The sequence below is a fragment of the Wolbachia endosymbiont (group A) of Trypoxylon clavicerum genome (genome assembly GCF_947251665.1).
GTDB classification, from domain to species: Bacteria; Pseudomonadota; Alphaproteobacteria; order Rickettsiales; family Anaplasmataceae; genus Wolbachia; species Wolbachia pipientis.
Map to the genome: position 1 here is coordinate 722,169 of NZ_OX366374.1, position 12,742 is coordinate 734,910.

Below are 12,742 nucleotides of genomic sequence, written 5' to 3' on the forward strand. Positions count from 1 at the left end.
CAAGAGCTATAAAGTGTTTTTAGGGAGCCTGATTGCATGGCTAAAGTAATTCATGTTTACTGATAACCGTCATACCGCTGCTTGTCAGCGGGATCTATGGTGAGATACCGCGAATGAATCCATAGCTGTACGAACATTCATTTTTGAAGGTAAATTGCACAGCAAATGGTGTCATCCCAGTGCCCTGACTACTTGGATCCAGAAGACTTAATTTCAACCAAGTGGCTGCATAATAAAGGCTGGATTCCAGACTGGAATGACAGCAATCCTACGTCATACCGCCGCGAACCGTCATACCGCGATTCATTCGCGGTATCTCTAGATCCCGCTAACAAGTAGCGGGATGACGATTGTCAGGGCAGCACCCCCTATGATGTCATTCAAGTAGCTGACACTGGTTCCTTTATGACGGCAGTGCCCAGAGGCGTCATCCCAGTGCCCAGACACTGGGATCCAGGAAACTTAACTTTACACCAGGTAATAAGAACTGGATTCCAGCGTCACGCGCTGGAATGACACCATTTTCGGTCTCTTAAATTGCTTTAGCCATAAACATTAAGAAATTTACCAAATGAAAAAAAAGGCAAAAGAAGCCCCGTGGTTGGCTAATTACTTACATTATACTTTCAAGTATGGCGTTTTTTTATTCTAAACACTTAATAACCGCGATTCAGCTGCTTTTAAGCTGCAACTAATCTAAATTATAAACGTTAAGAAATTTACTAAACAGAAAAAAAGGCAAAAGAAACCCTAGGGTAGCTAGTTATTCACTATCCATTTTTTAAGTTGGCGTTTTTTAATGTTTTAAATGCTTTATAAGCGTATTTCAGCTTGTGTAGGTAAAAACCCAGAAATTTGATAAAGACATAGAATGCACATAGTGCAAAAAATTAAACATGAGACGCCAGATACGTGAGTTTTTTTGTCATTTAATCTGTACAGAGAAGATAAATAAATAGCTTCAGTTTCATGATAAGGGGGCTGGCGAAACTTGTAAAGGAATTTTTTACATCTAATTTATAGCTCCCTGCATGATACCACGTATTATCTATACCAAGGTGTTCTGCTTGTAGATATTATACCAACAATCCACTATTTTTTTTATGTCTTGTGGTTTAGTTTCTGGACCTATACTGATTCTAATTGAACACTCTGCTTGCTCTTTTGTTGCCCCCATTGCAAGCAAAACATGGGAAGGCTCAACTTTTCCAGAAGAACATGCGGAACCATTACTAACTGCAATATGATTCAAGTCAAAATGCATGAGCTGCACATCACTCTTTACTCCTGGCATATAAATAAAACTTGTGTTTGGCAGCCTCTTTGAGTCTTTACCGAAGATCCTTATGTCACTGGCAAGATTTAATAATTCACACTCTAATTGATCGCGTAGCTCCTTTACTTCATCCATTTTTGATAGAAGATCTGGAATATTTTGCAATGCGGCAGAAAGGCCTGCAATTGCAACAATATTTTCCGTACCACCACGAAATCCCTTCTCTTGTCCACCACCTATTATAATAGGTTCTATCGCAAGTTCTTTATTGAATATTAAAACTCCACTGCCTGCTACACCGCCAAATTTATGGGCGGATAAAGTGAGTAAATCCACTCCTAAATCTTCCATATTAACTTTAATTTTCCCAACACTTTGAGCAGTGTCAGTGTGGCAAATTGCTCCAAACTTGTGTACTATTTTAGCTATTTCCTCAATAGGTTGAATAACTCCGGTTTCGTTATTTGCCATCATAACTGAAACTATTGCTTTGTTTCCTTTAAGTTCGCTTAGAATTTTTTCTAGCTCTAAAAAGTCAACAATGCCCTCCTGATTAACAGGTATTATATATGGATTACATGCAGAATTAAGAATTGAAGGATGCTCTATAGCTGAAATTATATGCAGGTAGCCTGCTATTCCTCTCATAACAAGGTTATTCGCTTCAGTTGCACCAGACGTAAAAACTATTTCTTTATCACTTGAGACGCCAATAGCACCACGTACGTTATCTCTTGCATCCTGAAGAATCTTCCTCGCTTCTTGTCCTCTCTTATGTAGTGATGATGGATTGAGCGTTTGTTTTGACAAGACCTCAAATATACTTTTTTTTACATTTTCACTAATTGGAGCAGTTGCATTGTAATCAGCATATACGCAACCACTGTTTTCTAAAGAGAATGGACTCATCTGTCACTTAAATAAGTTTACCATCAACTATAATCATAACTATGTACGTTAGCTTTAACACGATAAAAAATTTATTGCAAAAACAGCGAAATTAATACATAATTAATAACTCACGTCATCAATACCTGTCAAGCGGGTTCTTATTAGGAGTTATCATGGTTGAAGTTTTTTTAAATAATGCAACAAGAAAGATAGAAGGTGAATACCACCAAAGCAAAGATGCCAACGCGCCGGTTGTGCTGGTTTTACATCATCATCCTCAATATGGTGGTAATATGGATAGTAAAATTGTACATAGTACATATACGTCTTTTATCGATAACAATTTTTCTGCATTGAAAATTAACTTTCGTGGTGTGGGAAAATCTACCGGAACTTTTGATAAGGGTATAGGAGAATTAACTGACGCTGCGGTAGCCATTGATTGGCTTCAGGAACATAATCCTAGCAATGTTCCAATTTGGATCGCTGGTTTTTCTTTTGGAGCATGGGTGGCTATGCAGCTAACAATGCGCCGCCCTGAGATAGTGGGTTTTATTGCTCTTTCTCTTCCGGTAACTAAGTACGATTTTTCTTTTCTTTCTCCCTGTCCAGTTTCTGGGCTTATAATACAAAGCAGTAATGATACAATCTCAGAAGAAAGCGATGTAACAGAATTATCAAAAAGGTTGATAAATTCAGTAAGAAGTGATCACATGAAATACCATATAATAGATGATACTAATCACTTTCTAAAGGATAAAGAAGAGGAAGTGACTCAAATCGTGGACAATTATATAAAACTGCGCTTGAATAGTGCAACTATTTCTTCTCAAAAGGTCAAAAAAGAGGTAAGGGTAAAAGAATATGCCTAATCTTTACAAACAAGAGAAATGAGTGTAGTAATATAAATGAAAAGGTTTTGTTATGTTTAAAAAGCTATTATTTTTTGTTTTAGCTGTGTTTATGTTATCGGGGTGTTCCCTAAGTAAACAGCGTAAGTTAAAAAGTCCGTGTATAAAAAGCAATGAAAGCATTTCATGCGAGTTGTACTCTGTTAATGATCATTGGTTAGATAAGTATAAGGCATAGAAATTGTGCTATTTTTCCTACTCACAACTTCACTAATGATCGATCTCTCAATTGGAAAATGCAGTCTGCCTTTTCTGCAAGGAGATGATTGTGTGTTACTATAAGCATAGAGCTGTTATTTTCCTTTACGTATGAATGTAGCAGTAAAAACACGTTAAAAGAATTTGTTGGATCTAAGTTTCCTGTTGGCTCATCTGCAAGTAAAAGCTTTGGAGAATTTACAATGCTTCTTGCAATTGCAACTCTCTGCCTTTCCCCACCTGAAACTTCAGATACCATGCTACTTGCTTTGTTTTCCAGACCAAATTTTTCCAATGTTGCTTGCGAATTTTTTTTTGCTTCAGCTTTGCTTTTTCCTGCAATGAGTTGAGGAAGCATAATATTTTCCAACACCGATAACTCTTGTAACAAATAGTGAAATTGATAAACAAAACTAAGAAAATTTCTTCTTACATGAGTTTTATGCTTATTACTGGCTTGTGTGCAATTTATTCCATCTATCGTAACTATACCTGAAGTTGGCTTATCCAACAAGCCTGCGATTTGCAATATAGTTGTTTTCCCTGCACCTGAATTGCCAATCAGCGCTACTACTTGCCCTCTTGTAACACTTAAGTTGATATCCTTTACAACAGCAGAATTGTCCTTGAAGCTTTTATCTACAGAAGTTAGTTCTAGTGCTACATTACCACCCATGTTTAAAAGACCTATAACCATACAAATGTTGTGCTTGCATAGCAAATGATAGTGCATAACCAGTAAAAAAGAAATAGAAGAATAAACCTCAGTGTCAAGTATACAACTATATGAACGTTGTGACTTGAGAGCACCCTCCACCAGAGAAGAGTGTCATCCAAGTAGCTGACACTGGGATCCAGGAATTTTATTAAGTTGGTGAGCATAAAAGTAGCTAATCCTATGTTAAAACACAACGTTTGTGATGGGATTTCGTAAAAGGCTGGATTCCAGTGTCACGCACTGGAATGACATCAAATTTTTGACTAAACTGAGAAGCTGTTGCCACAACCACACTGGGATTTAGCAAAGGCATTCTTTATTTGAAAACCAGAACCACTGAGATCCTCAGTATAATCTATAACTGAGTTATTTAAAAATTTTGCTGAACAATTATCAACCATTAATACAGGATTGCCATTTTCATCATTAATTACTATATCTTTACCTTTTTCGCTAAAACTGGAGTGGCTTCTATAGTCCTCGCTTTCTTCATAATCATCATCTTCGTCTTCGTCATCAAACTCATCATCGTAATCATCGTCTTCATCATCCAAAGATAGATTTTTATTCATTTGATCCATAAGAAAATTGTATTTGAAGCCAGAACATCCACCACCTGAAACTGCAACCCGTAAAATGGAACTCTTATCCCCTTCCTGCTCTGCAAGAGAGTGGATTTTTTTTAGTGCATTATCAGTTAAGTTGATGTTGTAATTTGTTGACATAGTAACCACCGTTTATTATTGATAACTTATTATAGTAGAAATTTTACATGTCAAACAATAATTTTCTATTAAATTATGCATGTTTTCCAAGCAAAACAAAAGGGAGATACTTCAAAGAGCCAGAAGATGAGAATCGCAGCTGCTTTCAGCGTGATAGGGACCGTATCATTCACTCTAATGCGTTTAGAAAGTTGGAGTACAAAACACAAGTTTTTATCAATTATGAGCACGACTACTATCGCACTCGGCTTACTCATAGCCTTGAAGTTGCACAAATTGCAAGGTCCATTGCGCGTAGACTTGGCTTAAATGAGGATATCACTGAATGCATAGCGCTCGCACATGATCTTGGTCATCCTCCATTTGGTCATGCAGGTGAAGATGCTCTAAAGAAATCAGTTCAAGATTTGAATCTTGATAATGAGAAGTATGAGTTTGATCATAATGTTCAAGCTATAAGGATTTTAACTTATCTTGAACAAAAACATGCTGATTTTGATGGTATGAATCTAAGTTGGGAGGTGATTGAAGGAGTTGCAAAACATAACGGTCCCTTGCTTGGTCAAAACGCGGAGTCTTCTACAAGTAATCAGCTGTTATTAGAATACAACAAAAAATATGATCTAAAACTTGAAGAATTTTCAAGCATTGAAGCGCAAGTTGCTTCAATTGCCGATGATATTGCTTACAGTGTTCACGATCTTGATGATGCACTCAGGGCGAATTTAGTAACCATCGAAGATTTGCTGAATGTTCCTTTAATTGAAAAAATGTTTAAAGACATAAGGAGCAGATATTCAGAATTGCCTCAGAGCAAACTCATACATGAATCACTGAGTGGAACTATAGGAACTATGATAAGTGATGTTGTTTCTCAGACTGAAAGAAATATTGAAGATCACAAAATAAAAAGCGTAAAAGACGTAAGAAGTCTAAATAAAATGCTAGTCACATTTTCACCAGAAGTTGCGAATGCTACAAAAGAAATGAAAAGATTCAACATGGAGAAAATATACAGAAGCTATAAACTGAGTAGAACGATGAACAAAGCAAAACGCATAATACAGGAACTCTTTCAATGTTTTTATGAAAACCCAGGATTACTTCCCACAGAGTGGAGCAAACTCGCTTGTGAATCTCAGCGTTCAGTAATAATATGTGACTATATCTCAGGTATGACAGATAGATTTGCTATACACGAGCACAGAAGAATTTTTGATACCTCATACGAAATGACTTCTTTCTAATGACTGATGATCATTTCATGTCAATTGCATTAAGGCTTGCAGAAAAAAATCTTGGAAATGTTGCACCAAATCCTGCTGTCGGGTGTGTTATTGTAAAAGATGGTACAATTGTTAGTGAGGGATATACAGGGATTAGTGGGCGTCCGCATGCGGAGGTAGTCGCTTTGCAAAACGCTAAAGATTCAACTCATGGCGCAACTATATATATCACTCTTGAGCCATGTTGTCATCACGGAGTCACGGGGCCTTGCACTGCAAAAATCATAAAAACTGGCATAAAAAGAGTAGTAATTGCAACTATTGACCCAGATAGTAGAGTTTCAGGTGGAGGCATTAAAGCTCTGAAAGAAGCAGGAATTGAAGTTGAGCAAGGTATTATGCAAAAAGAAGCAGAAGAACTGAATGTCGGTTTTTTCACCACTAAAGAATTACATAGACCATTTATAGCTTGCAAAGTCGCAACAACTCTTGACGGAAAAATCGCAACATTTACAGGCGATAGCAAATGGATAACAAGTGAAAATACGAGAAACTGGGTGCATGAGCTCAGAACGAAATATGATGCAATTATGATTGGCAGCAATACTCTTATTAATGATGATCCACTCTTAACTTGCAGATTACCAGGACTCGGAAGTAGATCGCCAATAAGGCTAATTATAGATAGCCAAGGGAGATTAAAGGAAGAGCATAACATTGCAAAGACTGCAGATAAAGTAACAACTTGGGTGATAACGAATAAAGAAGTAAAAGAAAAAATAAAAAATATTAACTACTTGAAAGTCAATTCAAACGATGCAGGCAAAGCCTGCCTAAAGGACATGGCATTAAAACTTGTTTCAGAAATCGGTATAACAAGGTTATTAGTTGAAGGTGGAGGAGTGTTAATCACAGAACTATTAAAGTGTAATTTAATCGACAGGTTGATAATATGCCGCAGTGGTAAAATTTTAGGCAATGATGCCACTCCTTTTGTAGGAGATTTAGGGATTCAATTCATTAACAACTGTTATCAGTTTAAAAAAACAAAGATAATAGAGTTTAGTGAGGATATAGTTGAGGTTTGGGATAGGTCGTCATAATCCTTACATACTCAAACAGTAAAAAAAAGGTATCCGTTCAGCGGAGCGGTAAAATAAAAAGTAGACAAGGAGTGCTAAAAACATAATATCACAAGTAGTATGTGTGGTAAATATGTCTGATCTACTAGGCTCTGTGGACAAAAAATATGAAAAGAGAGAAAAAGATGGTAGTTTAGCCTAATAGGTAAAAAATGGAGAAACTACCATATGCAATATTACATCAAAGAGGAAAATTGGAAACAAATTTTAGAGTTCATAAAAAGCGTAAAAGGAATGCACAGCAAAGATGAAAAACGTTTAAGAATATTCATAGAGGCAGTGTGGTACATAGTGCGAAGTGGTTGCCAATGGAGACTTTTACCAAAAACTTATGGTAATTACAGGAGTATACATAAGCGATTTAAAAGATGGTGTGAAAGAGATGTCTGGAAAAAATTGCTTGAATATACTAAACAAGAGCCTGATTTAGAAGTTGCTATAATCGACGGTACGATCATCCGAGCCCATCCATGTTCATCTGGATATACAAAAAACTCCAAGGATCAAGAAGCTTTAGGGAGGAGCAAAGGTGGCTTTACAACTAAAATACATGCGCTTGTCGATGCACTTGGAAATCCACTTAAATTTACTCTGACTCCTGGTCAAAGAAATGAAATTACGCAGGCACAAGTGTTGACCGAAAGTATCTATAACTCTACTGTAGTAGCTGACAAGGGCTACGATAGCAATGCCTTTGTTACAAGTCTTGAAGACAAGGGATGTACAGTAGTTATTCCGCCAAAACGGAATCGAAAAGTGCAAAGGTATTACGATGAGCATATCTACAAAGAACGTCATTTGATTGAGTGTTTTTTTGGTAAAATTAAAAATTTTAGGCGCATTTTTTCCAGATTTGATAAAACTGCTGAGGTTTTTATTGGTTTTCTCAATTTTGTTGGAGCTCTTGTATGGCTTCTCTAAAATTTTGTCCACAGAGCCTAGCTAGTCTTCTCAAGCTCTGTGGAAGCTTTAAAATAGAGATAGAGCAACTAAAAGCAGAGATAAAGAGGTTAGAGATAGAAAACGAAAATTTTAGATCTGAGAATAAGGCGCTAAGAATCGAAAATGCTGAATTGAAAGAAAGACTAGGTCTGAATTCACAAAATTCATCGATAACGAGCTCAAAAGAGTTATACAAGCTAAAGAAGAAAAAGAAAAAAAGTGACAGGAAAATAGGGGCACAGATTGGGCATGAAGGAAAGTATCGCCCTAAAATGGAAGCAGATGAAGTGGTGAAAATAGAGTTCTTGCGAGTGCGGAGGAGAAATTGCGATATCGAAAGAGCCATACATTCATCAAAAAGTTGATTTGCCAGCTTATGTTGTGGAATACCAATGGCCGCTGTTGCAAGTGTGGAAAAAGAAAAAGTAGCAGGCTACCAGAAGGTGTTACTGCGGATACATTTGGTCCAAAAGTTAAGTCAACAATCGCGGCGCTGAGCGGATTTTACAAGAACTCGAAAAGAGAAGTAGCAAATATTATAAAAAATATTTTCAACCTGGACATCAGTGTTGGTAGCGTGTCAAATAGCGAGGCTAGAGTTGCAGAAAAATGCCAAGAAGCATATGAGCAAATCGAGCAAGAAGTAAGTAAAAGTGAAGTTCTGCATATCGATGAAACGAGCCATTATAACAAAAGTAAACTTGGTTGGTGCTGGATGTTTGCCAGTAATACAGCAAGTTTTATAAAATTGACAGAGTCAAGAGGAATGAAGGTTTTACAAAATAGTAAGTTCTGCAATCGCAATAGCTTACGACAGGTACGCAGCATACAACTACTTTGCCGATAAAAACAGGCAAATCTGCTGGGCTCATTTGATACGAGACTTTGAAAGGTTAGCGCATAGTTGGAACATTGAAGTTAAAGTTCTCGGTTGTTATTTGAGAAATGTTACCATTGAGTTGTTTGCGCTAAAAAAAGCTCTACTGAAAAATGAGATAGATCAACTATGTTTTTAGATTTACCAGACGTGCCAGGAAATTGCGAAAACGTACAAGGTATTACTTGAAGGAGATATCCTACTTACCTGAAGCAATTGGAGCTTCTCGAGTTGCGAAAAATATTTTGAAATCTGAAAGAATGATGTGGAATTTTTTAGATGACCCAGAAAACATTCCGCTGACAAACAACCATGCTGAACAGCAGATACGGCATTATGTCGTTTATCGCAAAAATTCATATTTTACCCAATCGAAGCGGGGAACTTGAACGGATAATTTCATTATACTTAACTAACATGGAAACAAATGGGTCTCAATCCTTTCCAAAACCTCTTATCTATCATCTCTCACACCGCTTAGCTGAACGGATACAACCCAAGAAAGGTTTTTCTACGTCATACCGCCGCGGTATCTCAGCATAGATTCCGCTAACGAGTAGCGGAATGACGAATTTGTTGTTTTTCAAATTGTAGGTAAACCTAAGCCACTTTAGCTATATAGGGTCACAACGATGGATTTTTAAGATCGTTTACGGCCTTCTTAATATCTTCAGCCTTGAATATCGCCGATCCCGCAACTAAAATATCTGCACCTGCTTTTATTATATCAGCTGCGTTAAAAAAGTTAATTCCACCATCTACTGAAATTTGTGTTTTAAGGTTACGCTCTTGTATCATTTTTTTTATAGTAGATATCTTGTTCAACTGTGAATGAATGAATTCCTGTCCTCCAAAGCCAGGGTTGACTGTCATAATCAGCACAATATCTAGCTCATGTATTATGTATTCAAGCACACTTGGAGAAGTTGAAGGAACAATTGAAACTCCAACTTGAATCGGTTTTTTTTCGTCGTTTACATTTTTGTATGACTTTATCTTTCTTATCAACCTCTCAAGGTGTGTCTCTGCTTCTGCATGTACAGTGATAATATCAGCACCAGCATTTATAAAGCTTTCAATGTGGTTACCAGGAGATTTGACCATTAAATGCACATCAAAAGGAAGATTGCTATATTTACGTATTGCAGAGACAACGCTAGGACCAATTGTAATATTTGGAACGAAATTCCCATCCATAACGTCTATGTGTATGTAATCCACACCTAAATCGCTAATTTTTCTTACTTCTTCCCCTAATTTTGCAAAATCTGCTGAAAGTATAGAAGGTGCAATTTTAATACTCATGAGCTGCCTTTTTTGCTAAAAAATAACTTATTTTTAAAACTCTGTCACCCTAAGCACCATCTGAGTAGCTAGAGAAACTGAATACCGATACCGGCGACGGCTTATGCCTATTTAACTAGATCTTAAATTAGATAAAAAAAGGTAGTCTTGATAAAACTTATTTACAGCAAGTTCTTTTACATTTGGACTTTCTGTTTGTTCTTTTTTGTACCCTAATTTATAGCTTATTGAATCCTTATATGAACTGATCGTTTTGTATGCTTTGTTCATCTCTCTAGGAAAGATGCCATTAGCAATTACGACGCATAATCCTGTAGCTGTTGCAAAAGCTAGAGTGGTAAATGCTAGATTTTGTAAAAAATTCCTTCCGCTAACTTTTTTTTCCTGTATATTAGCAGAGTGCGATTTGTTTGACACTTCTTCTAGATATTCATGCCACATGTGATTGCAGTTCGTACACTTTACCTTTCTTCCAGATGCGCCAATTTGCTCGGGGGATACTAAGTAAGTTTTAGTACAACTATTACATTGTATTTTCATAACACTTACATATAAAGTAGTAACAAGCTTAAATGATACAGAGCTACAAATTTAATATCAATATATATATATAACAAATGGAAGATTTGCAACTAAAAAAAGCACAGAGTGAGATAGAAGATATTTGGAAAAATAGAGAAAAATTTAATGACTGTAATCTAAAGAAAACAGCAAGAATAGCAATTAAAGAGGTAATTGAGCTCCTTGATAGTGGCAAAATTAGAGTAGCAGAAAAGCTATCAAGTGGAGAATGGGTAGTACATAAGTGGATAAAGCAGGCAATATTATTACATTTTCTCACCGAAGAAAATAAAATAATAGATAATACTAATTGCTGGTTTGATAAGATCGGTAACAAGTTTAGTGAATGGAATGAGGAGAAATTTCGCCGGTTAAAAATTAGAGCAGTTCCTGGGTGTTTTGTTCGCCGATCTGCTTATATAGGTACAAATGTTGTTCTAATGCCAAGTTTTATCAACGTTGGTGCATATGTTGATTCAGGAACAATGATAGATACCTGGTCAACGATTGGTAGCTATGCGCAAATAGGAAAAAACTGTCATATTTCCGGTGGAGTGGGAATAGGTGGAGTCCTTGAGCCTATTCAAGCTTCACCTGTCATTATAGAAGATAATTGCTTTATTGGAGCACGTAGCGAGGTAGCCGAGGGTGTGGTAGTGAGAGAAGGATCAGTCCTTGGCATGGGTGTGTTTATTGGGGCATCAACAAAGATTATTGATAGAGGAACTAGCAAGGTATTTTATGGCGAAGTACCGCCTTATTCTGTAGTGATATCAGGGTCTATTCCATCTAAAAATAATATTTCAACCTATTGTGCAGTCATAGTAAAAAAAGTGGATGAAAAGACGAGATCGAAAATCTCTATAAATGAAATATTGAGGGATTAAACTATATATCTGTAATATGACACAATATTACATAGTAAATGATGTCATTTCAGTACTTACTGTACGAACATTGTAATTTGTAGGCAATTTGTGTGGCAGGTGGTGTCATTCCAGTGCTTGACACTGGAATCCAGTTTTTCACGCAACCCCATCAAAAACGTAGTGTTTTAATATAAATGAGATTAGCTACTTTTATATTCACCAACCTAGGCTCTGTGGACAAAAAATATGAAAAGAGAGAAAAAGATGGTAGTTTAGCCTAATAGGTAAAAAATGGAGAAACTACCATATGCAATATTACATCAAAGAGGAAAATTGGAAACAAATTTTAGAGTTCATAAAAAGCGTAAAAGGAATGCACAGCAAAGATGAAAAACGTTTAAGAATATTCATAGAGGCAGTGTGGTACATAGTGCGAAGTGGTTGCCAATGGAGACTTTTACCAAAAACTTATGGTAATTACAGGAGTATACATAAGCGATTTAAAAGATGGTGTGAAAGAGATGTCTGGAAAAAATTGCTTGAATATACTAAACAAGAGCCTGATTTAGAAGTTGCTATAATCGACGGTACGATCATCCGAGCCCATCCATGTTCATCTGGATATACAAAAAACTCCAAGGATCAAGAAGCTTTAGGGAGGAGCAAAGGTGGCTTTACAACTAAAATACATGCGCTTGTCGATGCACTTGGAAATCCACTTAAATTTACTCTGACTCCTGGTCAAAGAAATGAAATTACGCAGGCACAAGTGTTGACCGAAAGTATCTATAACTCTACTGTAGTAGCTGACAAGGGCTACGATAGCAATGCCTTTGTTACAAGTCTTGAAGACAAGGGATGTACAGTAGTTATTCCGCCAAAACGGAATCGAAAAGTGCAAAGGTATTACGATGAGCATATCTACAAAGAACGTCATTTGATTGAGTGTTTTTTTGGTAAAATTAAAAATTTTAGGCGCATTTTTTCCAGATTTGATAAAACTGCTGAGGTTTTTATTGGTTTTCTCAATTTTGTTGGAGCTCTTGTATGGCTTCTCTAAAATTTTGTCCACAGAGCCTAGCTGGATCCCAGTGTCAAGCA

At 36.6% G+C, this 12,742-nt stretch carries 11 protein-coding genes and 3 pseudogenes; 7 read left to right on the top strand and 7 right to left on the bottom strand.

What is annotated here, in order from left to right; genetic code table 11:
* Positions 1-1,048 precede the first annotated feature (1,048 nt).
* Positions 1,049-2,185: a cysteine desulfurase family protein gene (locus OPR60_RS03705; protein WP_065095011.1), complete on the bottom strand. Its 1,137-nt coding sequence runs from the start codon at positions 2,183-2,185 to the stop codon at positions 1,049-1,051.
* Positions 2,186-2,340: 155 nt separating this feature from the next.
* Here OPR60_RS03705 and OPR60_RS03710 point away from each other — a divergent pair, with 155 nt between their 5' ends.
* Positions 2,341-3,039, top strand: coding sequence for an alpha/beta hydrolase (locus OPR60_RS03710; RefSeq protein ID WP_265040056.1), 699 nt, complete (start codon positions 2,341-2,343; stop codon positions 3,037-3,039).
* Between the two features lie 238 nt (positions 3,040-3,277).
* Here OPR60_RS03710 and OPR60_RS03720 read toward each other — a convergent pair whose 3' ends face one another.
* Complete coding sequence (locus OPR60_RS03720; RefSeq protein ID WP_065095009.1) at positions 3,278-3,952, bottom strand: ABC transporter ATP-binding protein; 675 nt, start codon at positions 3,950-3,952, stop codon at positions 3,278-3,280.
* A gap of 305 nt (positions 3,953-4,257) precedes the next feature.
* Entirely contained in the window at positions 4,258-4,719 is a 462-nt protein-coding gene (locus OPR60_RS03725; protein WP_010081891.1) for a HesB/IscA family protein, read from the bottom strand.
* A 47-nt stretch (positions 4,720-4,766) separates the two neighbouring features.
* On the opposite strand from OPR60_RS03725, the gene OPR60_RS03730 reads away from it, so the two are divergent.
* The 4 genes and pseudogenes from OPR60_RS03730 (at position 4,767) to tnpC (ending at position 9,387) form a co-directional block, all read left to right on the top strand.
* Positions 4,767-5,966 (top strand): deoxyguanosinetriphosphate triphosphohydrolase, encoded by a 1,200-nt coding sequence (locus OPR60_RS03730; protein WP_065095416.1) that lies wholly within the window; start codon positions 4,767-4,769, stop codon positions 5,964-5,966.
* Positions 5,966-7,048: a bifunctional diaminohydroxyphosphoribosylaminopyrimidine deaminase/5-amino-6-(5-phosphoribosylamino)uracil reductase RibD gene (ribD, locus tag OPR60_RS03735; RefSeq protein WP_265040057.1), complete on the top strand. Its 1,083-nt coding sequence runs from the start codon at positions 5,966-5,968 to the stop codon at positions 7,046-7,048. Before OPR60_RS03730 ends, ribD begins: the two co-directional genes overlap by 1 nt.
* 207 nt (positions 7,049-7,255) lie before the next feature.
* Positions 7,256-8,008, top strand: a complete 753-nt coding sequence (locus tag OPR60_RS03740) for an IS5 family transposase (protein WP_265039632.1) — start codon at positions 7,256-7,258, stop codon at positions 8,006-8,008.
* Positions 7,996-9,387 (top strand): annotated as a pseudogene (gene tnpC / locus OPR60_RS03745) (IS66 family transposase). The gene OPR60_RS03740 and the pseudogene tnpC overlap by 13 nt, the downstream one beginning before the upstream one ends.
* A gap of 143 nt (positions 9,388-9,530) precedes the next feature.
* Here the strand turns inward: tnpC and rpe are convergent.
* From rpe to OPR60_RS03760, 3 genes and pseudogenes are all read right to left on the bottom strand, one after another.
* Complete coding sequence (gene rpe, locus OPR60_RS03750) at positions 9,531-10,211, bottom strand: ribulose-phosphate 3-epimerase (RefSeq protein WP_065095429.1); 681 nt, start codon at positions 10,209-10,211, stop codon at positions 9,531-9,533.
* 111 nt (positions 10,212-10,322) lie between these two features.
* Positions 10,323-10,628 (bottom strand): hypothetical protein, encoded by a 306-nt coding sequence (locus OPR60_RS03755; RefSeq protein WP_265040356.1) that lies wholly within the window; start codon positions 10,626-10,628, stop codon positions 10,323-10,325.
* Positions 10,629-10,655: 27 nt separating this feature from the next.
* Positions 10,656-10,751 (bottom strand): annotated as a pseudogene (locus OPR60_RS03760) (zinc-ribbon domain-containing protein); the annotation flags it as partial.
* Between the two features lie 77 nt (positions 10,752-10,828).
* On the opposite strand from OPR60_RS03760, the gene dapD reads away from it, so the two are divergent.
* Positions 10,829-11,659 carry a 2,3,4,5-tetrahydropyridine-2,6-dicarboxylate N-succinyltransferase gene (gene dapD / locus OPR60_RS03765; protein ID WP_265040058.1) on the top strand — a complete coding sequence of 277 codons (831 nt, stop codon included), beginning with the start codon at positions 10,829-10,831 and terminating at the stop codon, positions 11,657-11,659.
* Between the two features lie 55 nt (positions 11,660-11,714).
* On the opposite strand, the pseudogene OPR60_RS07025 reads toward dapD, so the two are convergent.
* A pseudogene (locus OPR60_RS07025) lies at positions 11,715-11,810 on the bottom strand (WPE palindromic element domain-containing protein); the annotation flags it as partial.
* Between the two features lie 138 nt (positions 11,811-11,948).
* Between OPR60_RS07025 and OPR60_RS03770 the strand changes: the two are divergent.
* Positions 11,949-12,701 carry an IS5 family transposase gene (locus tag OPR60_RS03770; protein ID WP_265039632.1) on the top strand — a complete coding sequence of 251 codons (753 nt, stop codon included), beginning with the start codon at positions 11,949-11,951 and terminating at the stop codon, positions 12,699-12,701.
* Positions 12,702-12,742 lie beyond the last annotated feature (41 nt).

Bases quoted from the DNA above. Each gene is read 5' to 3' on its own strand.
- OPR60_RS03705 (WP_065095011.1), bottom strand. From the start codon at position 2,185: ATGAGTCCATTCTCTTTAGAAAACAGTGGTTGCGTATATGCTGATTAC.
- OPR60_RS03710 (WP_265040056.1), top strand. From the start codon at position 2,341: ATGGTTGAAGTTTTTTTAAATAATGCAACAAGAAAGATAGAAGGTGAA.
- OPR60_RS03720 (WP_065095009.1), bottom strand. From the start codon at position 3,952: ATGGGTGGTAATGTAGCACTAGAACTAACTTCTGTAGATAAAAGCTTC.
- OPR60_RS03725 (WP_010081891.1), bottom strand. From the start codon at position 4,719: ATGTCAACAAATTACAACATCAACTTAACTGATAATGCACTAAAAAAA.
- OPR60_RS03730 (WP_065095416.1), top strand. From the start codon at position 4,767: ATGTCAAACAATAATTTTCTATTAAATTATGCATGTTTTCCAAGCAAA.
- ribD (WP_265040057.1), top strand. From the start codon at position 5,966: ATGACTGATGATCATTTCATGTCAATTGCATTAAGGCTTGCAGAAAAA.
- OPR60_RS03740 (WP_265039632.1), top strand. From the start codon at position 7,256: ATGCAATATTACATCAAAGAGGAAAATTGGAAACAAATTTTAGAGTTC.
- rpe (WP_065095429.1), bottom strand. From the start codon at position 10,211: ATGAGTATTAAAATTGCACCTTCTATACTTTCAGCAGATTTTGCAAAA.
- dapD (WP_265040058.1), top strand. From the start codon at position 10,829: ATGGAAGATTTGCAACTAAAAAAAGCACAGAGTGAGATAGAAGATATT.
- OPR60_RS03770 (WP_265039632.1), top strand. From the start codon at position 11,949: ATGCAATATTACATCAAAGAGGAAAATTGGAAACAAATTTTAGAGTTC.